We start from the raw sequence: 23,613 nt of genomic DNA, 5'->3' as shown, positions 1-23,613 counted from the left end.
CGGCACATGGGAGGGCGTGGCCTGGGACGCGATTCCCCTGGCAGCCATGCAAGCCTGGACCGATGATTTCGGCGCACACCGCTTTGGCGGTGTGGAAAGCGCTAACCAGGTATTGGCCCGGGTTACAGACCTGTGGGATGCCGCGCGGCAACATCCTGATGCACCCCAGGTGTGGATTACCCATGCCGGAGTGGCGCGCTCCGTGCGCTTGCTGTCACAAGGGTTCCGAAGCGTTAGCAGCGCCAGCCAATGGCCTAAGGATGCGCCCAGCTATGGAGAGTGGTGGCGCATTGATATTTAAACCAGCTAAGTGGCAAGGTTGGCCTGAAATTTTGCCTTTTGAAACGCGCCTTACGATGGCCCTCACTCCGACTCAGTAGTCCGTTGATGATGATTTCAGCAGACAACTCTGGTGGGAACTTAAAAACCCCAGTTCCGATTGCGGGCATAGCCATTGATTTGATGCCTGCTTCTTTAGCCACACGGAGAGTCTGAGCAACGGCAAGGTCGAGGTATTTCTCGGGGTGGTCGTCATTGATGAAGCTGGCAGCCCTAGCGTGAATCACAAAAGGGTTTGGCAGTTCAAAGCCGGGGGTCACAACCGCTTCACCCAAAGCAATCGGCGAATGGCGGCGGCAATATTGCTCGAGTTCTGGCCCGGCTGCAGTATGAATGGCCCCGGCCACGCCTGATCCAAAGCGAAGATTTGCGTTGGCCGAGTTAACCAGGGCATCAACATCCGGTTGCTGGACGATGTTGCCGACGACGATTTCAATCTGCATGAAGTTCAAGTACCTTAAAAATCGTCAAAGTCATTTCTGGATTTTTTGGAGCCGAACCCAAAGTCGTCGCTCGGGTTATTGAAAACCGCACCAATTCCAGTGGCCGTGCTACCCATGCGGGTGCTTCCGTCATTGCTGAAACTTCCCATCTGAGTGAAGACAGAACCATCTGACCCAACGGTGGTCGAGCCCATCTTTGTGTAGGTCGTACCGTCAGACGAGACGCTGGTGGTGTCCGAGACCTTTTGCAAAGTTTCACCGGTGTCAGACACAGCGAGTCGCCCCAAGATCTGCCAAAAAGACATGTTCATCTCCTAAAAGTGATGATTTCGGGCTAGGCGACCGGATCCAACCTGGTCGTTCTAAAAATTCTAGCACCAATGACGCTTATCTGCATCAAAATGATTAAGTGCAGTCATTGAATATGCTAGAGTGGAACACGAGCAGATAAGATGGAGACAAATACGTGGTCAACAAACGAGTCGCTGCTGCACTTGACGACCTGACGCAGACGCAAAGAGAGCGACTTTTCTACATTGAAGTCAAAGCTTTCTTCTGTGGCGATCTGACCCGCGCGGATATTGAGAGACGCTTTGGGGTCAAGCCTGCTGCTTCAGCACGCGACCTAAGCACCTACCGTCGCCTGGCACCACTCAACCTCTTCTACGACGCCGGTCAACGCAAGTACGCAACGACCGACCGCTTCACACCCTTGTTTGAACACTCAGCAGAGCGCGTTCTCACCTGGTTCCGAGCAGGCTTTGGCGACAACATGGACCAAAAGCTCAAGCGCTCTGTCCCCTGCGAAAGCGCCAGCGACCTGGTTAAACCCGAAATCGAAACACTGGCGACGCTCACTCGCGCCATTGCCGGAAGACGCCAAGTCAAGGTCAACTACCTGTCGTTGACCTCTGGAGCCTCAACAAAGACGCTGTGCCCCCTAGCCTTGGCCGACACTGGCCTACGTTGGCACTTGCGCGCGTATGACCGTGAGCGGGGCCGCTTTGCGGACTTTGCATTGACACGGATCGTCAAGGCAAAGCCGATTGACCAGCCCATCCCAGTCGAAGAACAAATTGAGTCAGATGTGCAGTGGGCACGACTGGTCCATATCGAGCTGGTGCCCCACCCAGGCATTGCCCACCCCAAGGCGATCGAGGCCGACTTCATGATGCACAACGGCATGCTGGCGCTTGACATGCGAGCTCCATTGGTTGGATATGCACTGCGGCGATGGTCAGTTGATTGCTCATCCAAGCACACATTGGACCCCAAAGAGCACCATCTTTGGTTGAAGAATTCACAAACACTTTACGGCGTTGAAAGCGCTGCACTTGCTCCCGGGTATCCCTCGAGTAGGTCGGTTAGTGAGTTAAGGAACATTGAATGAACCACATGTTGGCCAACACACCTGGCTCTCAAACAGTCATTCGGGAGAAAGAATGGCGTGTTGAGAGAATTTATAGGTCAGGCTATGAAATTAACCTAATAAGCAGTTCAGGTGAACTTCAAGAACTGGAGAGCCTCACCAAAATGCATCCTTTGAATTTCTCATTCAAGCGCGACAAAGTGCGCCACTTTGACAGGAAACAGCAATGACTCCCGAAATTGGTCAACTTGCTATCGTTCGGAAACGACCATTTGTCGTAACGGAAATAATTCCCTCCGCTCCTGGTTTGGGCGGCGATGGTGCACGGCCCACCCACCTAATCAAGCTGTCCTCTGTCGAGGATGACGGGATTGGCGAAGAACTGAATGTCATTTGGGAGCTGGAACCCGGCACCCAGGTGCACGAAAAGTCCACGCTACCGGACCCTGATTCATTCGACCATCCAAAGCGATTACAGGCCTTTTTAGATGCAGTCCGCTGGGGAGCAGTCTCCCAGGCTGACGACAAAGCCCTGCAATCACCCTTCCGCAGTGGCATTGAAATTGACGAGTATCAGTTGGATCCGGTGGTCCGCGCCCTGTCCATGCCGCGGGTGAATCTGCTAATTGCCGATGACGTCGGGCTTGGAAAAACGGTAGAAGCTGGCTTGGTGGTACAGGAAATGATCCTGCGCCACCGGGTGCGCTCAGTTTTGATCATCTGCCCATCTTCCCTGCAAGTGCAGTGGCAGGAAGAAATGCGCGACAAATTTGGCCTGGAATTTCGCATCATTGACAGTGAAACCATTAGCCAGCTGCGTCGTAAGCGGGGTATCCATGTCAATCCATGGTCACATTTCCCGCGGTTGATCACATCAATCGATTTTCTCAAGCGCGAAAGACCGCTGCGCACCTTCCGCGAAACGCTGCCTGCAGGTGACCAGCCAACCTACCCGCGCGCGTATGACCTAATGATCGTGGATGAGGCGCACAACGTTGCGCCCTCTGGCCGTGGCAAGTACGCCACGGACTCACAGCGCACCACGGCAATCCGTTCTCTTGGCCCGCATTTTGAGCACAAGCTCTTTTTGTCTGCTACCCCGCATAACGGTTATCGCGAAAGTTTTGCGGCACTGCTGGAGTTGCTTGATAACCAACGCTTTGCTCGGGCTGTCACTCCTGACCGCAACCAGCTCGATGCAGTCATGGTCCGGCGAATGAAGTCCGAACTCAAGCTGCGCTGGGATGGGAGTCGTCGCTTTGCTGAGCGCATGGTCAAACACATTGAGGTACCCCACACCGACGAAGAGCGTCAGGCTCACCAAGCTCTGCGCCAATATTCTGAGTTGCGCTTGAAGCAGGCCACGACGGACGGCGAACGCATGGCCACCGAATTTGTTTTGAAGCTACTTAAAAAGCGGCTGTTTTCATCGCCTGCCGCCTTTGGCATCACATTGGAAAAGCACATTGCCACGGTTGGCCGTCGCAAGCTTGCCAGCAACCTCCATCGTGAGATTGAAGATTTTTCGGATGACTATGCCGATGATGAAGCTTACGAAGTCGAAACCGGGGAAGTTGTTAGCTCTGTCAGCCAGGCTCTGTCGCCCATATCCACCGAAGAAAAGGCGCTACTGCGTGAGCTCAGCGAATTTGCCGCCAAGAGCACGCAGCGACCTGATTGCAAGGCACAAACGCTGATCGACTGGATTAAAACTACCTTGCAAACCGGTGGTCAGTGGAATGACGAGCGCGTCATCATCTTTACCGAATACCGCGCCACACAAAAATGGCTTTTTGATTTGCTGGCCCGTGAGGGTTTGGCCGCGGATGGACGCCTGGAAATGATCTTTGGGGGCATGATGAATGACCTGCGCGAACCCATCAAGGCGGCGTTTCAATCCAACCCAAAAGAATCCAAGGTGCGGATTCTGTTGGCCACCGACGCCGCATCCGAAGGTGTCAACTTGCAGAACCACTGCTCAAAGCTCATTCACTTTGAGATTCCGTGGAACCCGAACCGCATGGAGCAGCGCAATGGCCGTGTTGATCGCCATGGCCAAAAAACTGATGAAGTCCACATTCACCATTTCGTTGGCCGCGGCTTTGCCGACGCAAGTGTTACCGGCAAGGTAGGTGATTTAGAAGGTGACCTTGAATTCCTGATGCGGGCTGCCCTCAAGGTTGAGACTATACGAGAAGACCTTGGCAAAGTGGGTCCCGTTATTGCCAGCCAGGTTGAAGAAGCCATGCTTGGACGACGTAGCAGACTTGATACCACGCGCGCCGAACTGGAAGCTGAGCCAGTACGCAAAATGCTGAAGTTTGAGCGTAAGCTGCGTGAGCAGTTGGAAAAACTCGCGTCCCAATTACATGAAACCCAGCATGAGCTGAACCTGACACCTGAGCACATCGAAAATGTGGTCCGTGTTGGTCTTGAACTGGCCGAGCAACCAGCGCTAATTCCGGTCAACGTTGAAGGCATCTGGCCTGATCCCACCGGTGTACGTAAAAGCTGCCCAGTCTTTCGCTTACCAGCTCTTTCAAACAGTTGGGCCCAATGTGCCGATGGGCTTGCCCATCCGCATAACAAGAGGGTGCGCCCAATCGTCTTCGACGCTGCCCTTGCCACGGGACGCGATGATGTTGTGCTCGCCCACCTGAACCACAGGTTGGTTCAAATGTGCCTGCGTTTGTTGCGTGCTGAAATCTGGTCCTTGGGGACTCAAGCTAAGCACCTATCAAGGGTATCGGCCTGCATTGTTGATGACTCAGCCTTGAGCCATCCGGTAGTTATCGCCCATGGCCGTATCGTCGTACTGGGAGGTGACAACCATCGTCTTCACGAAGAAGTCATCACCGCTGGTGGGGCGCTGATCGAAGGCCGTTTCAGTCGATTGAACGTGGGCGAAACGAAAGCTGCATTAGAAGCCGCGACAGACAACCCTGCACCGGCGGCTATTGAGGAACGTTTTCAGGCCCTATGGGCTAAAAATCGGGATGCATTGCTGGCATCACTGGATGCCCGTCGTGTCGAGCGCACAAAGAATCTGGAAAAAAACCTTGAGGAGCTGGCCGAAAAGGAAGTGAACAAGATCAAGACCGTAATGACGGAACTCCAACGCGCCATACAAGCCGAGCTGGATCGCAAAGATGGTCCGCAAATGGTGTTGGACCTTGGAGCAGATGAGCCTGGCAAACGTCAGCGGGAAAATGATCTCGCAGCCCTGCACCGCCGGATCAAGGAAATTCCAGAAGAAATTCAGCGTGAATCCGATCACATCCGATCTCGCTTTTCCAATCCGAGTGCGAGGCTTTTTCCAGTCGCTGTCACCTGGCTGATCCCGCGTAAAGCGGTACTTGAAATCACAAGGAGCCGGACATGAGCGCCCCCACCGCTTCTCGCCACCATTCTGACTGGTTATCCCTTGTTGAGATATCAGGGCCGTTTGTTTCGCTGCCGGTATTGCTTCGAGTTTTTTCGCAAGGTCTGGAGCCGCGAGATCCAACGCAGGCAAAGGCTCTGCGCGCCGCATATGAGGATTGGCAGGACAACCCTGCAGCACCCGGACAGCAGCGCGCGTGGGTGCTCCATGTCCTAACAACGGTGCTTGGTTACCCTGCAAATCAAGTTGTTGAAGGGCAAGCTCTTCCTGCTGGGTTGGAAGCCAAGATGCCAGAAATGGGTGAAACCTTACGCCCTGACTTTGCTCTGACTGGTCCAGCCGGTACAGATACAAGTGGCAAGGCTCAATTGCTGATCTCCAGTTACCCCGCTGAGCAGAAGCTTGATCGACCAGTCATCGGCAAGCACTGGAAGGCTACGCCAGCAACCCGGATGATGGAATTGTTGCATGGCGCGGGTGTTCCGCTGGGTCTGGTCACAAACGGCGAGCAATGGATGCTTGTGTATGCACCCCGCGGGGAAATTACAGGGTATGCATCATGGTTTGGTGCCCTTTGGTTGGATGAACCCATCACTCTGCGGGCTTTCCACTCCCTTCTGGGTGTGCGCCGCTTCTTTGGCGTTGCCGATGACAGCACGCTCTTGGCTTTGCTCAAGGAAAGTGCTAATGACCAGCAAGAGGTTACCGATCAGCTTGGTTTTCAGGTGCGTGAAGCTGTCGAGGTGCTGGTCCAGTCCTTTGACGCGATTGACAAAGATAGCGGTCGAGTCCTCTTGAAGGGCGTTAGACCAAATGAGCAGTACGAAGCCGCGCTCACAATCATGATGCGGCTGGTTTTCTTGTTTTCGGCGGAGGAACGTGGGTTATTGCACCTCGGCAAGCCGCTGTATGACAACAACTACGCGGTTTCAACATTGCAGGAGCAACTGCAGGAAGTTGCTGACCTCTATGGTGAAGAGGTATTGGAGCGCCGGACCGACGCATGGGCGCGACTGTTGTCCAGTTTTCGGGCAGTCCATGGCGGAGTTAAGCATCAAGATCTGCTGATGCAAGCCTATGGCGGATCGTTGTTTGACCCAGACCGCTATCCTTTCCTTGAAGGCCGTACGGCTGGTAGCCTTTGGCGCGAGACGGCTGCCGAACCGTTAAGCGTAAATAACCGAGTGGTGCTGCATCTGCTCAACTCTTTGCAACGCTTGCGTATCAAACCCAGCGCTGGTGGCGTAGCTGAGACACGGCGGGTTTCCTTTCGCGCCCTCGGTGTTGAACAGATTGGTCACGTTTATGAGGGCTTGCTTGACCACACGTGTGTTCTCGCCGCAGAGCCGGTGCTCGGCATCAAAGGCCCGCGCAACAAAGAAGCTGAAATTCCACTGTCAAAACTAGAGTCCTTGTTGGCCCAAGGTCAGGACAAGCTCGTCGAATTTCTCAAGGACATTACTGGTCGCTCACTATCTGCGATACGCAAAACACTCGACGATGGCAGTCTGCTAGATGAGCACAAGATATTGGTCGCCTGCGGTTACGACCATGCCTTGCTAAACCGACTGTCGCCCTTTGCCCGGCTGATTCGCGAAGATTCGTTTGAGCGCCCCTTGGTAGTGCTAACTGGAAGTGTCTACGTCACCGCAGGCACCGACCGGCGCAGTTCTGGTACCCATTACACGCCACCAACCCTTACCGAACCTATCGTCCAGCACACGCTGGAGCCACTGGTCTATCAAGGCCCAGCGGATGGCTGGCCACGCGAGCGATGGACGCTCAAGTCTCCCAAGGATATTCTTGACCTTAAGGTCTGTGACATGGCGATGGGTTCAGGCGCTTTTCTTGTGCAGGTGTGCCGTTATATGGCAGAACGGCTGGTTGAAGCCTGGGAAGGCGAAGAGAAGTTGCATCCTGGTCAGGTGCTTATAACGCCGGATGGAAAATTTTCTGAAGGTTCACCCAGTGAACGATTGGTACCTACTGAAGCAGCAGAACGCATCGCTGTTGCGCGGCGTGTGGTAGCTGACCGCTGCCTATACGGTGTTGACATTAATCCAATGGCAGTGGAAATGGCCAAGTTGTCGCTGTGGCTGATCACCGTCGATGCCCATCGGCCTTTCACCTTTTTAGATCACGCCTTCAAATGCGGCGATTCGCTTCTAGGAATAACTTCGTTTGAGCAACTAGAGAATTTCAGCCTTCGTCCGGGTGGCGTCAAGCAGCAAACTTTTAGCTCATTGCATCTTAGGCGGCATATCGACGAAGCAAAGAAGAAACGGGAGGCTTTGGGGTGTATGCCCTCGGATACCCCAGAGCAAATTGCAGCTAAAGCCGTGTTGTTTGCCGAGGCTGAGGATGCGGTGACTAAACTGAATGCAGCAGCAGACATTCTCATGGCTGTTGAATTGCAAGGGTTGCAAGGAAAAGCTTATGAGGCTTTAAGGGAGAAAACATCCGAACTCATGATAGAGCACTGGGTCAAAGGGACACATGAATTAAAAGACTATGCCCGCCTTGAAATAGGTCAAAAGCGCTGCTTTCACTGGGCATTAATGTTTCCAGAAATTTCGTCAGTAGGAGGGTTTAATGCATTTATTGGAAACCCCCCTTTTCTTGGTGGATCTCGTGCCGTTGAAGTATTTGGGGATGAATACGCGAGTTACCTGGTTACCCTTCATAGCTTACTGACCAAAAAAACTGACTTTTGCTGCCATTTCTTCAGACGGGCTGATGTACTCACTGGCATCAATGGGTCTATCGGTTTGATTGGAACAAACACAATTACCCAAGGCGCTTCCCGCCGAGGGACTATTGAAGTTATTTCATCCAAAAGAAGTATTTCATATGCAAAAACTGGTCTTAAGTGGCCTGGGCAAGCTCAGCTCGAAGTAGTAGTTGTTGTATTTAGTGATCCCGGTTGGAAAGGTACTCGATACCTAAACGATGCTTTAGTTGAAAATATTGATAGTTTGCTTACTGGGTCTAGAAATAGCTTACCCAAAATACTCCATGAAAATGATCGCATATGCTTCATAGGTGTTCATCTTGGAGGAACTGATGGATTCATTGTTTCAGAAATTCAGGCTCAAGAGTGGATTAAGAACAATATAAAAAACAAGAATATATTATTTCCATTTATAAGAGGTGAGGATATTGGAGCTAACAATTTACAAGCTGCGCCTAGTTGGATTATAAGTTTTGGGGAAATGAATCATAGCGAAGCAGAACAATATACTGAACCATTTAACTATTTAAAAAATGTTGTATTTCCTGAGAGGCAAAAGAAAAATAAAGAGAAATATCCGCGCATGGTTAATGAGTGGTGGAAGTTTTGGCACTCTCGAAATGAGCTTTACAAAGACAAAACGACTGAATCTAACTGGTTAGTAAAAACCAGAGTTTCTTCATATCACGGCATTAGATTTGTGCCATCTAATTGGATTCATACAGATGGTGTTGTAATTTTTAAGAAAAGTCTATGGTCAGATTTCTCTATCCTTCAATCCAGTATTCACGAGGCTTGGACTGCGCGATTTTCGTCAACACTTGGATCTGCACCTAGATATATTCCGACAGATTGCTTTGAAACCTTTCCTCTCCCCGTAGGATCACTAATGTCTATGAATGATATCGGTAAAGTTTTTCATGCAGGTAGACAGGAATTTCTTGATGAATTTCAGTCGGGACTAACCAATTTTTATCGAAAATTCCATAACTCTAATGACTTCGATAAAAGATTAGTAGAGCTGAGAAATTTACAATCCCAAATGGATTTTAGTGTGATGGATGCATATGGATGGGGTGACATTATCCTTGGCCATAATTTCTATGATACGAAACATGGAGTGCGATACACGATTTCCGAAGACGCCCGACGGGAAATCCTCGACCGACTGCTTGATCTGAACCATCAACGCTACGCTGCCGAAAAAAACGAGCAGGTAGTGCAGTCGGAATATATATCTGCCAAACGCGGTCGTAAGTTGAAAGACGCTAGCGGCCAAATCACGATGGACTTGTGACAGGGAATCATCAATGACCACATCCAATTCGCACGCAACAACGTCCATTGCAGCCCCTGCGCTGGCAACAGCCACTCCGTCCGCCATCCGAGATGAGCTCACCGATATGGTCGTCCGTGACCTGCTTGGCCCAGCTGGTGGCCCTAGTGAAGAACTGAATCAATACGAAGACCATGCCTACCAGCGTTATCTGGTAGGCATGCTTGCACCGAAAGACAAGGAAGTTGACGGTGGAGAATTAGACGAACTAGCAACTGGCGATGGTGATGACGGTGAAGAAGGCCCAACTGATTCGGGCGTTCCTGCTGGCAGCACCTATTTCCCGTCATCAATGGGTCTGAGCTTTGTAGTTGCCACGGACATACAAGAAATTGTGGTTGAGGCCGAATGGGGGCAATACCTCAAGGTATCAAGTGAAGCTCAACTCAAAAAGGACGGGAATCCCGCCAGAGTCTGGAAGCGGTCACCAGTCGTAGCACCAGCAATGACGCTCAAACTGAAAGATGGTGTTATCGCGCCTGTGACCCTGCACCCTGACCATCCGCTGGTTGTGATGCAAGGGCGCATGCGTCTGACTGCTGATGGTTGGGTGGCAACGCTGTTCATGGTCAACCTGCAGGAAGAGCGTAAAGGCCGAAACGAGCCCAAAGACGAGGTCTGGTTGTTCCAGCCAAAACTGCGCGTGCATGGTGCTGATAACGTGCCTATCTTCGTTCAGCGCAAGAACTCCAAGGTGGACCTTTCACGCATGGATCCGTTGACACGTGAAGAGACAGAAACGCTTGAAATGCTCTATCGCCACCAACGCGAGTTTGCAGTTGGGCACGGGATTTCAATTCATTCGACATTACCGGAGCCCCTTGCTGAGCGTGCCGTGATGGTGGAAACCGAATGGGTGCCAATGTTTGAAGTTCCCCAGCAAACTCCACGTTCTGTCAAAGATGACGAAAACCTTGCTGGTCTGACCATGGACATGAAGGCCTTGAGCGAACTACCCAAGGAAGGTTTGATTGCCAGCCTTCGCCATATCGAGACGGCTTATCGAGTCTGGATCAACGTTGAAGAAGTCAAGCTGCAATTGCCCAAAGAGCGATTGCAAGGACATGAAGAAGCGGCACAACGATCCGTCAAGAGCTGCCGCCGGGCATTGGAGCGAATCAATGCAGGGGTGAACCTGATTGAGTCAAATTCGCTAGCGGAGGAGGCTTTCCGATTTGCCAATCGCGCCATGTGGCAGCAGCGTATTCACTCCATCTTTGCCCGTAAAGTTCGCAAGAATGCGTTAACCATTGAAGATGGCACGAGTTCGCTCGACCAGCCTGAGAACCGTAGCTGGCGTCTTTTCCAGATGGCGTTTGTGTTGCTCAACCTGCCGAGCCTTACCGACCTGCACCATCCCGATCGAAGTCATGAAACCGATGCCGTTGCTGACCTGCTCTGGTTTGCCACCGGTGGCGGTAAAACTGAAGCTTATTTAGGCTTGACCGCTTACACCCTTGCCTTGCGTCGGCTTCAAGGGGTGATTGAAGGCCGAAGCGGTGAGCATGGAATTGCGGTCCTGATGCGCTATACCCTACGCTTGTTGACCTTGCAACAATTCCAGCGTGCTGCTGCCTTGATGTGCGCCTGTGAAACGATACGTCGTGTTGATGTCGCTAAATGGGGTGATACTCCTTTCCGCTTGGGGCTGTGGGTTGGTAACAAAACCACCCCGAATACGCTGGCATCGGCTGCCAACTCGTTGCGCCAACACAATGTAGGTGGCCGCCCATCAGCATCTGGCACGCCGCATCAAATTACGTCCTGCCCCTGGTGTGGCAGTTCGATCAGGGAGCAACACCTTCATGTCTATGAAGCGCCTAGTGATATTGGTCGCTGCGTGACGTACTGTGGTGACAGTCTGGGCCGCTGCGAATTCACAGCAAAACAAGCGCCCAAAGAGGGCTTGCCGGTGATGGTGGTGGACGAAGAAATCTATCGTCGGCCCCCATCCCTGCTGATAGCGACGGTGGATAAATTTGCGCAGATGCCCTGGAAGGGCCAAACACAAATGTTGTTTGGCAAGGTTAATGCGGTATGCGATCGACATGGCTTTCTATCGCCCGAGGTTGATGACGCTCAGTCTCATCCGTCACGCAATGGTCTGCCCCGCGTCATCAATAGAGCACACGCGTTCCTAAGGCCGCCTGATTTGATCATTCAGGATGAACTGCACTTGATAAGCGGCCCACTTGGCTCGATGGTGGGTCTGTATGAAGCAGCGGTAGATGAACTCTGCTCGTGGGTGGTCGATGGCAAGAAGGTACGCCCCAAAGTTGTGGCATCTACGGCAACGATTCGTCGCGCCCCCGACCAGGTTCAAAATCTATTTGTGCGCAAGCTGGAAGTGTTTCCGCCACAAGGTACCAGCATTCGCGACAGCTTCTTCGCCATTCAGCGACCTACGGGAGCTGAATACCCTGGCAGGCGCTACATCGGTATCAGCGCCTTCGGCCGTCGTTATCCAGTGGCTTTGATTCGAAGCTATGTTGCGCACATGGCTTCCTCTCAGGTTCTATTTGAAAAGTACGACCGCCTAGCTGATCCGTGGATGACTCTTACCGGGTACTTCAACTCGATCCGTGAGCTTGCGGGTACGCGGCGACTGGTTGGTGACGATATTCGGGCACGTCTTCGTGATGCTGATCAACGTGGTCTGGCCAAGCGACGGATTCGAATGGGTGCGGTAGAAGAATTGACTTCCCGTAAATCCGGCATTGATATCCCAAAAATACTTGAACGGCTAGAGGCAACCTTTGACAAGACGCTAGAGGCTCAAAGGGCTGCTGAGCGCAAGGCAGGTACGCCAATGACTTCATCAGTGCCCTATGACGTCGTGCTAGCCACCAATATGATTTCTGTTGGCGTTGATATTGAGCGATTAGGTTTGATGCTGGTCGCTGGTCAGCCCAAAAACACATCTGAATACATCCAGGCGACCAGCCGTGTTGGCCGCTCCAATGATGGGCCTGGCTTTGTGAGTACGGTATTCAACTGGGCTCGACCTCGCGATCTGTCTCACTATGAGCGCTTTGAGCACTATCACGAGACTTTTTATAAACACGTAGAAGCCCTTTCTGTCACTCCCTTCTCAGCACGGGCGTTAGACCGCGGCTTAACTGGTGTCATGGTGGGGCTAATGCGCTTGGCAGATGACCACCTCAATGCCAACATGAAGGCCGGAGAAGTCACAGACACTGACCCCATCTGGGCACAAGTGTTCGATGTGCTTAGTAAACGTGGGGCCAATGCCACCCATGATCCCGCGGTTGCTGTACGCATAAAAGACATGCTGGATCGCAGGCGTGATGCATGGCTCAGTCGGGTGCATAAACAGACTGATCACAAGTTAGGTTACCGGTCTGAAGGTGGTGCCACAGTTGGCTTGCTGGAAGATGCTAGCGACAAGGATTGGGAAATGTTTACCTGTCTTAACTCGTTGCGCGATGTTGAAGGCACGGTTGACTTAGTGCTAGACCAGAGGTCCACTGGTTTGCGGACCGATTGAGGAAAAGAATATGAACGAACTCGGAGAACTCCGCCCTAGCCAACTGATTTTCACCTTTGGTATCGGATCGTTGGTTGATTTACCAAATATCTCAGCCTTGGTCATGGGTCTGGACGATTGGGATACCAGCTACTGCAAGGAGGTCGATGAAGACCGTCTTGTAGCAGCCATTCAGAAGCGTCTTGGCGCGCAGATGGGTAAACTTTATTTGCCGCCAATCAAGCTAGAAAGTATGGAGCGTGACCCTGCGGCCCCAGCAGTAGGCGTGCCCGTAGTCCCTTTTCCTCGGTGGATGCGCTGCTCCCTTTGCGACACGCTGTCCTCTGTGGAATCCGGTGTTTTCAAGCTGGTTCAAGACCCCTATCGACCTGACAAGACCGCCTATGTCCATCAGGGATGCCTCAAGAGCCAGGGTGGGCGAGCCCCCTCGGCTATGTCAGTTCGCTTTTTAGTGGCGTGCCGCGAAGGGCACTTATCAGACTTTCCATGGCGTGCCTTTGTTCACAAGGGTAATGTTCCGTGCCAAGGTTCTCAGATGACTATGCGCGAATTTGGCGCGTCCGGTGATGCTTCTGACATTATTGTTAGTTGTGGATGTGGTGCTGAACGACGCATGGCAGATGCATTTGATCCAGATTCACCATTTGCTTGCACGGGGCATCATCCGCATCTACGCCTAATTGAACAAGGATGTACCGATCCGGCAAAGGCAATTTTGCTTGGCTCATCCAACAGCTGGTTTCCCACCGCCTTTTCAGCGTTATCCATCCCGCGTGCTGTCGATAAAATTGGAAAGTTGGTTGAAGAGCAGTGGTCCAAGCTGACCAATGCCACAAGCATCTCTAAATTGGGTTTCTACCGTGAGGAGCAGCAGAACTACCAGTCCTTAATTCCGTTGTTTTCTGAATTTAGCGATGAAGAAATTTGGACTGCAATCGAACTCAAACGCTCTGGCATTCAGGGCGGCAATGCCCCACCCGAAGATCTGAAACTTCCGGAGTGGCAGGTTTTTTCAAAGCCTGATTCCGCCGCGGAAAATCGCGATTTCAAACTCACCCGAGTTGCGCCCCCAAAAGGATTTGAGGCCTTCTTTGAAGATACCGTTTTGGTTGAACGCATCCGGGAGGTACGTGCACTGCTTGGCTTCACCCGTATTGAATCGAACGCAGATTTTGCAGAAGCGACTGTCACCATGGATGGTCGGCTAACCAAGCTCAGCCGCGAAAATCCCAAATGGCTCCCTGCGTCTGAGGTTCGGGGCGAGGGTATCTTTTTGCGCATTCGAGAAGAAGTGTTGTTAGCCTGGCAAGAGAAGCCAGAAGTTCAGCAGCTTGAGCATGAGTTTCTTGAGTCACACAAGGCGTGGCGAAAACTGCGCAAACTACAACCTTTGGAAGAAGGATTTCCAGGAATTAGGTTGGTTCTGTTGCATTCGCTCGCGCATACGCTGATGCGGCAAATCGTGCTGGACTGTGGGTACACATCCGCCAGTGTGCGGGAACGCTTGTACTCTCGACTACCGGGTGAAGAAGGTGGTCCAATGGCGGGCATCCTGATTTACACGGCCGCGCCAGACAGCGAAGGGACTTTGGGTGGTTTGGTTGAGCTTGGCGATCCTCTGTCGTTGGGCAGGCACATGCTACAAGGGTTAGAAAGCATGCGCCTCTGCGCATCCGATCCGCTGTGTTCAGAGCATCGCCCTGATACGCTTGGCCGCGGCATACAGGGTGCCTGCTGCCATGCCTGCCAGTTCGCACCCGAAACGTCTTGCGAGCGTGGCAATCGATACCTAGACCGGTCTGTCCTGGTGAATACATTCTCTGCTCGCGGTACTGCGTTCTTCGATTGATACTGATGTTCGACGATTTCTTGACCACAGTCGAACAATTAATTCGCAAGGCACCTACAGCTTGGCTGATATCAGCATGCGAAACTCTTCGTAGTCTGCCAGCCGATGCCAATCCGGAATTTGTTCTCCAGCGATTGCCAGCTACAGCTAACGCAGACGTATCGTTCCTTATGGCCTCGGCGGTGCGCTCAGCATCCAGTCAAATGTCGTGGGAGGCTTTGAGCTGGGCAATTCAAACTGCATCCAGCTCTTTTCATCGCTTGCGCGCTCAGCAGCACATTGAATTGTTGTGGGCTGGACCAACACCAGCCAACAAAGTACCTGCGCGCCGTATTGACCAGGCGCTGTACGACCTTATTGCGAACGCCAAGCAAGAAATCCTGCTCATCACCTTTGCCGCGGCAAAGATAAAGCGCTTGACCGATGAGCTTTGGAAGGCAGCGCAGCGTGGCGTACAAATTCGATTGATCCTTGAATTTGAGGAGTCTTCCGAGGGCCAACTGAGCTTTGATGCGATGAAAGCCTTCCCTTCAACACTCATAAAAGCGGTCAACGTCTATCACTGGCCAGTCGAAAAACGGGAGCGAAACCAGGCCGGTCGGCCCGGAAAACTCCACGCAAAAGTGGCGGTTATTGATGACACCACTTTGATATCAAGTGCCAACCTAACAGACGACGCTTTCAATCGTAACTTGGAGGTTGGCGTGCTGATCAATAACGCGGACTTCTTGAGTTCGATAAATACATACCTCGATGCCCTGATTACAGACGGAACACTTAGCCGTTTATCTGGCCCTGTATGACGATACTCAATTGCCCAGTCACTGGTCCCACACCGAGCCACCAACTTTCATTCAGCTTGGTTCAAAGCCTGTTTTGCCTTCAACCGCAAATCCACGGCTCGGAACCAAGTCCGAAAAAGTCATGAGGTTTTGAGACAAAAGGGGGTTGAGACGCCTTTCTCGGGCCGCTGCAGCAGGTCGCAGTCAGGAGCCCAAAGCAAAAAGCCCCGCGTGGTGCGGGGCCTGAGGCTGCCTCAAGGCCTGCTGAGCAGGTTTGAGGTCTTTGTATTGGCGGAAACGGAGGGATTCGAACCCTCGATGAGGCTCTACACCCCATACTCCCTTAGCAGGGGAGCACCTTCGGCCACTCGGTCACGTTTCCAGTGGGTCAAATTATAACTCAGGCTTCGTCAAGGTCGAAGGCTTTGTGCAGGGCGCGTACGGCCAGTTCCATGTATTTTTCGTCGATCACGACCGAGGTTTTGATTTCAGAAGTCGAGATCATTTGGATGTTGATGCCCTCTTCGCTCAGGCTTCTGAACATCTTGCTGGCCACGCCCACATGGCTGCGCATGCCAATGCCCACGATGGAGACTTTGCAGATCTTGGCGTCGCCCAACACTTCAGCTGCGCCCAATGAGGGCAGCACTTTTTCCTTGAGCAGGTCGATGGTCTTGGCGTAGTCGTTGCGGTGCACGGTGAAGCTGAAGTCGGTCTTGCCGTCTTTGCTCAGGTTCTGGATGATCACATCCACTTCGATGTTGGCATCGGCCACAGCGCCCAAAATTTGGTACGCAATACCCGGCTTGTCGGGCACGCCCACCACGGAGATTTTGGCTTCGTCGCGGTTAAAAGCGATGCCGGAAACGACGGCTTGTTCCATTTGTTCGTCTTCCTCAAAAGTGATCAGGGTGCCGGATGCGGCTTCTTCGTTGATGTCGATGTCCCAGGGCGTGAAGCTGGACAGCACGCGCATGGGCACTTTGTATTTGCCTGCAAATTCGACCGAGCGGATTTGCAAGACCTTGGAGCCAAGCGACGCCATCTCGAGCATTTCTTCAAAGCTCACGGTGTGCAGTCGGCGCGCTTCGGGCACCACGCGGGGGTCGGTGGTGTAGACGCCGTCCACATCCGTGAAGATCAGGCATTCGGCCGCTTTGAGGGCAGCGGCCACGGCCACGGCCGAAGTGTCAGAGCCACCACGACCCAGCGTGGTGATGTTGCCGTTGTCGTCCACGCCCTGAAAGCCGGTGATGATCACCACCTTGCCGGCGTTCAAGTCCCCCATCACACGCATGTCATCGATCGACTCGATGCGTGCCTTGGTGAAAGCGCTGTTGGTCTTGATGGGCACTTGCCAGCCTGCGTAGCTGACCGAGGGCTGGCCTTCGGATTGCAGGGCAATGGCCAGCAGGGCCGACGAAGCTTGCTCGCCGGTCGAAGCCAGCATGTCGAGTTCGCGGTTGTAATCATGGCCGGGTTTGGCGGGGGCCAGTTCTTTGGCCAAACCCAGCAGGCGGTTGGTCTCGCCGCTCATGGCGCTGGGGACCACCACGATCTGGTGGCCAGCGCGCGCCCATTTGGCCACGCGCTTGGCGACATTGCGGATGCGCTCGGTGGAGCCCATCGAGGTGCCGCCGTATTTGTGAACGATCAAAGCCATGTGATGTGATGAATAGAAAAAGAATGCGGATGCGCTCTGTCAAGGCCACATCGTCAAGGGTTACCAAGGGTGTTTCACTGGCAAAGCCTTTAATTGTAGCCACCAGGCTGACACTTTCTTGACCCGTTGAGCCCCCTAACCGCCCCAACCATGTCGGTTCAGACGGCTGATTAAGGTGAATGTCAGGCGGCTTGCCAGCTCAGATGCTGGCCATCACGCTGCACAAAGCCCACACCCACCTTCAAATGGATCCGATGGCCACGGGTGGTGCAAGCGCTCAGTTGGTCCAGCAGCTCGTTCAGTTGCGCTGAACTGGGCGTGGTGGCGTGCTGCAGCCGCAGCCAATGGCGCAGCACCAGTGCTTGGCGGGCTCGGCTCAAGCGCTGCAAAGCCTCGATGCGGGGCGGCACGCCGATGTGTGCCAGGTCTTGCGCAGCCACCTCGTTGAGAACCTCTTGCGCCTGCGCAGCATGCTTGGCACTGCGGGCAAAGGTCTCTCGAAAAGCGGGCAAGGCTTCAGCCAAGGCGGTCAGCACGCGGGCGCGGATGCGGTTGCGGGTGAAGCTTTCGTCGGTGTTGCTGGGGTCTTCGACCCAGCCATGGCCTTGGTTTTGCAGCCAAGCGCGCAAGGCCGCGCTGGGCACCGACAAAAAAGGCCGATGCCAATCGAGGCTCTGCCGCTGCCAATGGGCCGGCATGCTGGCCAAGCCGGGCAAGCCCGCGCCTCGCGACAAGGCGATCAGCAAAGTTTCCACCTGGTCGTCGGCATGCTGGGCCAGCGCGATGTCATGCACCTCGGGCCACTCGCTTTGCACCGCTTCGGCCAGGGCCGCATAACGCGCTTTGCGGGCAGCGTCTTCGGGGCTTTGACCCGGGGCATGGCCCGCCTGCACCCTTCTCACGGCCAAAGGCACGTTCAGCTGTTGGCACAGCGCTCGGCAATGCGTTTCAAACGCGTCAGCCGCCACTTGCAGGCCGTGGTGAATGTGCACCGCCCTCACCTGCCCAGGCCAGCGGCGGGCGCAGGCCAACAGCAATGCCGTGGAGTCGGCCCCACCGCTGAAGGCCACCGCAAAAGGAAGGCCCGGGCTGAAATTAGATAGGGCCTGTTCGATGGACAGCATCGGTGGGAGGGCCATGCGTGAAGCCTGGAGGCTCACCAGCAGGTTATTTACCTGCTTTGGTGTCTGTAAAGCGTCCGTAACTGTTCAGGCGCTCGTGGCGGCGCTCGAGCAGCTCTTTGGGCTTGAGGTCGGCCACCTGACGCCAGGCATCACCCAAAGCGCGCTTGAGGAAGGACACCATTTGGTCGGTATCGCGGTGGGCGCCGCCCACAGGCTCGTTGACGATCTTGTCGACCAAACCCAGCGCCTTCAGGCGGTGCGCGGTGATGCCCAGGGCATCGGCTGCGACCTCGGCTTTTTCGCTGGTTTTCCAAAGAATAGAGGCACAACCCTCCGGGCTGATGACAGAGTAGACCGAATACTGCAGCATCAAGACTTGGTCGGCCACCGAAATGGCCAATGCGCCGCCTGAGCCGCCCTCGCCAATGATGGTGGTGATGATGGGCACCTCAAGCTGGGCCATTTCGAAAATGTTGCGCCCAATGGCTTCGGACTGGCCGCGCTCTTCGGCGTCGATGCCAGGGTAAGCGCCAGGCGTGTCCACAAAGGTGAAGACCGGCAGTTTGAATTTTTCGGCCGTTTTCATCAGGCGCAGCGCTTTGCGGTAGCCCTCGGGCTTGCTCATGCCAAAGTTGCGCAGCGTGCGCTCTTTGGTGTCGCGCCCTTTTTGTTGGCCCAGCACCATGCAGGCCTGGCCATTGAAGCGGGCCAGGCCGCCCACGATGGACAAATCATCGGCAAAGTGGCGGTCACCGTGCATCTCCACAAAGTCGGTGAAGATGCCGTGGATGTAGTCCAGTGTGTAAGGACGCTCGGGGTGACGCGAGATTTTGGTGACCTGCCAAGGGGTCAGGTCGCTGTAAATGTCTTTGGTCAGTTGCTGGCTTTTCTTGCTCAGCTGATCAATTTCGAGGGTGATGTCCACCGCGGATTCTGTCTGCACATAGCGCAACTCTTCGATCTTGGCTTCGAGTTCGGCAACGGGTTGCTCAAAATCGAGAAATGTTTTTTTGGCCAAGTTTGACTCCTCTGTTCAGGTTCCGGGTGGACGTGATGTCCAGCCCCTCAATACGCCACCGGCACGGGGTCCAGCGAGCGCCAAATATACCAAGTTGCCACGGTCGAATATGGGCTCCAGGCCTGAGCGACCTCGCGGGCGTCGCTGCGACTCACCGGCTCGCCCGAAAAATAGTTGCGGCTGATGCCGTTGATCAGGCCCACATCATCGAGTGGCAGCACATTGGGCCTGAGCAGGTGAAAGATCAGGCACATCTCGGCTGTCCACCGGCCAATGCCGCGGATCGCGACCAGCTCATCGATGATGGCCTCGTCGTCCATCTCTTGCCAAGCCTGCACGTGAACCGCGCCCGAGCTGAAGTGCACCGCCAGATCGACCAAGTACTCCACCTTGCGCGCCGACAAACCCGCCGCCCGCATGTCGTCGACCTTGAGCTTGAGCACGGCAGCCGGCGACATCCGTTTGGGCAAAGACGCAAAACGGTCCCAAACCGACTGTGCGGCCTTGACCGAAATTTGTTGGCCCACGATGGAACGCGCCAAGGTCACGAACGCATCTCCCCGGGTTTCCAGGATGGCATCACCAAACTGGGGAATGAGCTTTTTCATGACCCGGTCTTTTTTGGCCAGGTGCGCGCAGGCCTCGGCCCAATAAGCGGGCGTGACGGGGATCACCTCAAGGCTTGAGCTGAGCGTCATGGGGCCGACTCCCAGGTCGTGCCAGCGGCCGAGTCTTTCAGCAAGATGCCTTGGGCCAGCAAGTCGTTGCGGATGCGGTCGGCTTCGGCAAAATTCTTGGCCTTTTTGGCGCCTGCCCGGGCCTGGATCTGGGTCTGAATGGCGGCATCGTCCAAGCCTGCACCCGCTTGCAGGTAAACCGTGGGGTCGGTTTGCAGCAAACCCAGCAAGCCACCCAAAGCCTTCAGCAAACCTGCACGCTCGGCCGAGCCGCTGCGGTTGACTTCGCCCGCCAACTCGAACAACACGGCCACCGCTTCGGGTGTGCCAAAGTCTTCGTCCATGGCGGCCTTGAATCGGGCGGCCAGGGGGTCAGTCCAATCGAGCTTCACGTCAGCGGCCGGCACGGTTTGCAATGCGGTGTACAGGCGCTTGAGGGCCCCTTTGGCATCGTTCAGGTGCACATCGCTGTAATTGAGCGCGCTGCGGTAGTGGCTGCGCACGATGAAAAAGCGCACCGTCTCAGCGTCAAACGCTTGGAGCACATCACGGATGGTGAAAAAGTTACCCAGGCTCTTGGACATCTTCTCGTTGTCCACATTGATGAAGCCGTTGTGCATCCAAAAGCGCGCCAGGGTCTGGCCGTTGGCGCCCTCACTTTGGGCGATCTCGTTTTCGTGGTGCGGAAACTGCAAATCGGCCCCGCCGCCATGGATGTCGAAGGTCTGGCCCAGCAGCTCGCAAGCCATGGCCGAGCACTCGATGTGCCAGCCGGGACGGCCCGTGCCAAAAGGGCTGGCCCATTTCACGTCTTCGGGCTCGGTGGGTTTGGCGCTTTTCCAAAGCACAAAGTCGAGCGGGTCTTGCTTATCGGTTTCCACGGCCACGCGCTCTCCGGCGTTCAATTCGTCGAGCGACTTGCCCGACAACTTGCCGTAACCCGCAAACTTGCGCACCGAATAGTTCATGTCGCCATTTCCCGAACGGTAGGCCAAGCCTTTTTGCTCCAGCGTGCCGATCATGCTGAGCATCTGGGGTACGTAATCGGTGGCCCGGGGCTCGTGCTGGGGACGCTCAATGCCCAAGGCGTCTGCGTCCTGGTGCAGCGCGTCGATCATGCGGTCGGTCAGGTGGCGGATAGTTTCCCCGTTGTCCAGGGCGCGCTTGATGATCTTGTCGTCGATGTCTGTCACGTTGCGCACATAGGTGACTTGGTAGCCACTGGCCTTGAGCCAGCGCTGCACCACATCGAACGCGATCATCGAGCGGGCATGGCCCAGGTGGCACAAGTCGTATACGGTCATGCCACAGACGTACATGCGCACATGGCCGGGCTCGGACGAAGAAAAATCGGAAACAGCACGGCTGAGCGTGTTGAAAATGCGCAAACTCATGTCAAATCGAAAAAAATGGCAGTCAACAAAAGCCGCTTTGGGCGCTGCGCACCCAGGGCCGTCAGTTCAGACAACGGCGCGACAACGGCTCAAAAAAAGCCAGCGCGCACGGGGCTGGCGGCACCTTTCGGTGCACGGAAAACCACAAGGGGCTCCGCTACAATGACCAATCAGTATATCCCCGAGCCAAGGCCTGTGGTGCTCTTTTTGAGTCGGCCTGAGCCAACCCCAGCGGCTCGGGAGCGTATTTTTTTCACCCCCCCCTCTTTCTTTGGGCACGCATGCGAACCTGGCTCCGTTGGATGGCTTTTTGCACCCTGTGGACTTGCAGCCTGGGCGTGCGGGCCGACGTGTACACCGATGTCAATGCCTTGGTGCAAACCAGCCAATGGGCACAAGCCCAGGCTTTGGCCGAAGCCAGGCTGAAAACCGTGCCCACCGACCCGCAAATGCGCCTGTTGCAAAGCCATATCCAGACCGGCATGGGGCAAACTCAGGCGGCCATGGACACCCTGCGGGCCCTGACCCAATCCTTCCCTGAATTGCCGGAGCCGCACAACAACCTGGCGGCCTTGCTGGTGCGCGAGAACCGCCACGACGAGGCGCTGGCCGCCTTGCAAGCGGCCATCAGAGCCCGGCCGGACTATGCGCTGGCCCTGGAAAACTTGGGCGATCTGCACCTGGCCATGGCCGCACAAGCCTTCGCGCGGGCCCAACGCGTCACACCTGCCCAAACCCGCTTGCAAAACAAGCAAGACGGTGCCGAACGGCTGATGCGCTCGCCCTGAAAACGCCCTCATGCGTGACGCCTTGCCGTACCCTTGATGCCCTCCTGCCCATGACAGTCCCACCACTCCTGCCCAAACACATGACCCATTTGAAGCACCACCGCCGCTGGGCCGCCCTGGCCCTGAGCCTGAGCTTGTTGACCCCTTGGGTTGCGCAGGCGCAAAACGCTCCCACCCCAGCGAGCGCCAGCACCCCCAAAGTGCGCATCAGCACCTCCATGGGTGACATCGAGGCCGAGCTGTATGCCGACAAAGCCCCAAAAACCGTGACCAACTTTGTTCAGTATGTCAATGACAAACACTACGAGAGCACGATTTTTCACCGCGTGATTCCTGGCTTCATGCTGCAGGGCGGGGGCTACGATGGCCAGTACCGAGAAAAGAAAACCCGCGCTCCAGTCGCGCATGAGGGCCGCCAAGCCCTGGCTGCTGGCCTGAAAAACACCACCGGCACACTGGCCATGGCCCGCACCAATGATCCGCAATCGGCCACCGCGCAGTTCTTCATCAACGTGGTAGACAACGCGTTTTTAGATCCCAGTTTTCAAAGCTTCGGCTACACCGTTTTTGGCAAAGTCACGTCCGGCATGGACGTGGTCCAAAAAATCCGCAACACGCCCACGGGCGCAGGCGGCCCCTTCCCGACCGATGTTCCCCGCACGCCGGTCGTCATCCAATCCATCACCTTGTTGAAGTAACACCATGAGCAACCCACAAGTCGAACTGCACATCACCGGCTACGGCGTCATCACCCTCGAACTGGACGCCGAAAAAGCCCCCAAGTCGACCGAAAATTTTTTAGCCTATGTGAACAAGGGCCATTACGACAACACGGTTTTTCACCGCGTGATCCCCGGCTTCATGGTCCAAGGCGGTGGTTTTGAGCCCGGCATGACCCAAAAGCCCACGGACGCCACCATCGAAAACGAAGCCAACAATGGCCTGAAGAACGACGAGTACACCGTGGCCATGGCCCGCACCTCGGCGCCCCACTCCGCCTCGTCGCAGTTCTTCATCAACGTCGCCAAAAACGACTTTTTGAACCACACCGCGCCCTCCATGCAAGGCTGGGGTTATGCCGTGTTCGGCAAAGTGGTCAAGGGCACCGATGTGGTCGACCAGATCAAGGTCGTGAAAACCGGCAACCGTGGTGGCCACGGTGACGTGCCCAAAGAGGACGTCGTGATCGAAAAAGCCGTCGCACTGTGAT

The 23,613-nt window shown here is 54.8% G+C and carries 18 protein-coding genes and 1 tRNA gene; 11 read left to right on the top strand and 8 right to left on the bottom strand.

From position 1 onward, the window contains the following. The coding region (locus Q0O99_RS14180) for a histidine phosphatase family protein (protein WP_293752629.1) at positions 1-301 on the top strand (301 nt) is incomplete at its 5' end. On the opposite strand, the gene Q0O99_RS14175 is transcribed toward Q0O99_RS14180, so the two are convergent. Both Q0O99_RS14175 and Q0O99_RS14170 read right to left on the bottom strand, forming a co-directional pair. Continuing rightward, positions 255-782, bottom strand: a complete 528-nt coding sequence (locus Q0O99_RS14175) for a macro domain-containing protein (protein WP_293752628.1) — start codon at positions 780-782, stop codon at positions 255-257. The two genes, Q0O99_RS14180 and Q0O99_RS14175, sit on opposite strands and share 47 nt — an antisense overlap. Positions 783-796: 14 nt before the next feature. Continuing rightward, positions 797-1,087 (bottom strand): hypothetical protein, encoded by a 291-nt coding sequence (locus Q0O99_RS14170; RefSeq protein ID WP_293752627.1) that lies wholly within the window; start codon positions 1,085-1,087, stop codon positions 797-799. A 161-nt stretch (positions 1,088-1,248) separates the two neighbouring features. Between Q0O99_RS14170 and Q0O99_RS14165 the strand changes: the two genes are divergently transcribed. From Q0O99_RS14165 to drmC, 7 genes are read left to right on the top strand one after another with little or no spacing between them, the layout of a single operon-like run. Beyond that, on the top strand, positions 1,249-2,172 hold the full coding sequence (locus tag Q0O99_RS14165) for a YafY family protein (RefSeq protein WP_293752626.1): 924 nt from the start codon (positions 1,249-1,251) through the stop codon (positions 2,170-2,172). Then, positions 2,169-2,381 (top strand): hypothetical protein, encoded by a 213-nt coding sequence (locus tag Q0O99_RS14160; RefSeq protein ID WP_293752625.1) that lies wholly within the window; start codon positions 2,169-2,171, stop codon positions 2,379-2,381. Before Q0O99_RS14165 ends, Q0O99_RS14160 begins: the two co-directional genes overlap by 4 nt. After that, complete coding sequence (drmD, locus tag Q0O99_RS14155; RefSeq protein ID WP_293752624.1) at positions 2,378-5,533, top strand: DISARM system SNF2-like helicase DrmD; 3,156 nt, start codon at positions 2,378-2,380, stop codon at positions 5,531-5,533. The genes Q0O99_RS14160 and drmD overlap by 4 nt, the downstream gene beginning before the upstream one ends. Next, positions 5,530-9,561, top strand: a complete 4,032-nt coding sequence (locus Q0O99_RS14150) for a DNA methyltransferase (RefSeq protein ID WP_293752623.1) — start codon at positions 5,530-5,532, stop codon at positions 9,559-9,561. The genes drmD and Q0O99_RS14150 overlap by 4 nt, the downstream gene beginning before the upstream one ends. Positions 9,562-9,574: 13 nt before the next feature. Continuing rightward, positions 9,575-13,108 (top strand): DISARM system helicase DrmA, encoded by a 3,534-nt coding sequence (gene drmA, locus Q0O99_RS14145; protein ID WP_293752622.1) that lies wholly within the window; start codon positions 9,575-9,577, stop codon positions 13,106-13,108. Between the two features lie 10 nt (positions 13,109-13,118). Continuing rightward, positions 13,119-14,957, top strand: a complete 1,839-nt coding sequence (drmB, locus tag Q0O99_RS14140) for a DUF1998 domain-containing protein (RefSeq protein ID WP_293752621.1) — start codon at positions 13,119-13,121, stop codon at positions 14,955-14,957. 5 nt (positions 14,958-14,962) lie between these two features. After that, a complete protein-coding gene (gene drmC / locus Q0O99_RS14135) occupies positions 14,963-15,760 on the top strand; it encodes a DISARM system phospholipase D-like protein DrmC (RefSeq protein WP_293752620.1) in 798 nt (265 codons plus the stop codon). Between the two features lie 268 nt (positions 15,761-16,028). On the opposite strand, the gene Q0O99_RS14130 is transcribed toward drmC, so the two are convergent. From Q0O99_RS14130 to cysS, 6 genes are all read right to left on the bottom strand, one after another. After that, positions 16,029-16,121, bottom strand: a tRNA-Ser gene (locus Q0O99_RS14130). An 18-nt stretch (positions 16,122-16,139) separates the two neighbouring features. Continuing rightward, complete coding sequence (locus Q0O99_RS14125; RefSeq protein ID WP_293752619.1) at positions 16,140-17,402, bottom strand: aspartate kinase; 1,263 nt, start codon at positions 17,400-17,402, stop codon at positions 16,140-16,142. 182 nt (positions 17,403-17,584) lie between these two features. Next, a complete protein-coding gene (gene tilS / locus Q0O99_RS14120) occupies positions 17,585-18,541 on the bottom strand; it encodes a tRNA lysidine(34) synthetase TilS (RefSeq protein ID WP_293752618.1) in 957 nt (318 codons plus the stop codon). Between the two features lie 28 nt (positions 18,542-18,569). Continuing rightward, positions 18,570-19,544: an acetyl-CoA carboxylase carboxyltransferase subunit alpha gene (locus tag Q0O99_RS14115; protein ID WP_293752617.1), complete on the bottom strand. Its 975-nt coding sequence runs from the start codon at positions 19,542-19,544 to the stop codon at positions 18,570-18,572. A 47-nt stretch (positions 19,545-19,591) separates the two neighbouring features. Next, on the bottom strand, positions 19,592-20,242 hold the full coding sequence (locus Q0O99_RS14110; protein WP_293752616.1) for a DNA-3-methyladenine glycosylase 2 family protein: 651 nt from the start codon (positions 20,240-20,242) through the stop codon (positions 19,592-19,594). Then, on the bottom strand, positions 20,239-21,615 hold the full coding sequence (gene cysS / locus Q0O99_RS14105) for a cysteine--tRNA ligase (protein ID WP_293752615.1): 1,377 nt from the start codon (positions 21,613-21,615) through the stop codon (positions 20,239-20,241). Before cysS ends, Q0O99_RS14110 begins: the two co-directional genes overlap by 4 nt. Before the next feature lie 281 nt (positions 21,616-21,896). Here cysS and Q0O99_RS14100 point away from each other — a divergent pair, with 281 nt between their 5' ends. The 3 genes from Q0O99_RS14100 to Q0O99_RS14090 are packed head-to-tail and all read left to right on the top strand — an operon-like array spanning position 21,897 to position 23,612. Beyond that, positions 21,897-22,403 carry a tetratricopeptide repeat protein gene (locus Q0O99_RS14100; RefSeq protein WP_293752614.1) on the top strand — a complete coding sequence of 169 codons (507 nt, stop codon included), beginning with the start codon at positions 21,897-21,899 and terminating at the stop codon, positions 22,401-22,403. 50 nt (positions 22,404-22,453) lie between these two features. After that, positions 22,454-23,101 (top strand): peptidylprolyl isomerase, encoded by a 648-nt coding sequence (locus Q0O99_RS14095; protein ID WP_293752613.1) that lies wholly within the window; start codon positions 22,454-22,456, stop codon positions 23,099-23,101. Positions 23,102-23,105: 4 nt separating this feature from the next. Further along, positions 23,106-23,612, top strand: coding sequence for a peptidylprolyl isomerase (locus Q0O99_RS14090; RefSeq protein ID WP_293752612.1), 507 nt, complete (start codon positions 23,106-23,108; stop codon positions 23,610-23,612). The last annotated feature ends 1 nt before the right edge of the window (position 23,613 follow it).

This window comes from Limnohabitans sp. Rim8 (genome assembly GCF_945901735.1).
In the GTDB taxonomy this organism is placed as follows: Bacteria; Pseudomonadota; Gammaproteobacteria; order Burkholderiales; family Burkholderiaceae_C; genus Limnohabitans_A.
Note: the sequence above shows the minus strand (reverse complement) of the source record. Positions and strands in the feature narration are given on the sequence as shown.

Bases quoted from the DNA above. Each gene is read 5' to 3' on its own strand.
- Q0O99_RS14170 (WP_293752627.1), bottom strand. From the start codon at position 1,087: ATGTCTTTTTGGCAGATCTTGGGGCGACTCGCTGTGTCTGACACCGGT.
- tilS (WP_293752618.1), bottom strand. From the start codon at position 18,541: ATGGCCCTCCCACCGATGCTGTCCATCGAACAGGCCCTATCTAATTTC.
- Q0O99_RS14125 (WP_293752619.1), bottom strand. From the start codon at position 17,402: ATGGCTTTGATCGTTCACAAATACGGCGGCACCTCGATGGGCTCCACC.
- Q0O99_RS14100 (WP_293752614.1), top strand. From the start codon at position 21,897: ATGCGAACCTGGCTCCGTTGGATGGCTTTTTGCACCCTGTGGACTTGC.
- drmD (WP_293752624.1), top strand. From the start codon at position 2,378: ATGACTCCCGAAATTGGTCAACTTGCTATCGTTCGGAAACGACCATTT.
- drmC (WP_293752620.1), top strand. From the start codon at position 14,963: ATGTTCGACGATTTCTTGACCACAGTCGAACAATTAATTCGCAAGGCA.
- cysS (WP_293752615.1), bottom strand. From the start codon at position 21,615: ATGAGTTTGCGCATTTTCAACACGCTCAGCCGTGCTGTTTCCGATTTT.
- Q0O99_RS14160 (WP_293752625.1), top strand. From the start codon at position 2,169: ATGAACCACATGTTGGCCAACACACCTGGCTCTCAAACAGTCATTCGG.
- Q0O99_RS14150 (WP_293752623.1), top strand. From the start codon at position 5,530: ATGAGCGCCCCCACCGCTTCTCGCCACCATTCTGACTGGTTATCCCTT.
- Q0O99_RS14175 (WP_293752628.1), bottom strand. From the start codon at position 782: ATGCAGATTGAAATCGTCGTCGGCAACATCGTCCAGCAACCGGATGTT.
- Q0O99_RS14095 (WP_293752613.1), top strand. From the start codon at position 22,454: ATGACAGTCCCACCACTCCTGCCCAAACACATGACCCATTTGAAGCAC.
- drmA (WP_293752622.1), top strand. From the start codon at position 9,575: ATGACCACATCCAATTCGCACGCAACAACGTCCATTGCAGCCCCTGCG.
- Q0O99_RS14110 (WP_293752616.1), bottom strand. From the start codon at position 20,242: ATGACGCTCAGCTCAAGCCTTGAGGTGATCCCCGTCACGCCCGCTTAT.
- drmB (WP_293752621.1), top strand. From the start codon at position 13,119: ATGAACGAACTCGGAGAACTCCGCCCTAGCCAACTGATTTTCACCTTT.
- Q0O99_RS14090 (WP_293752612.1), top strand. From the start codon at position 23,106: ATGAGCAACCCACAAGTCGAACTGCACATCACCGGCTACGGCGTCATC.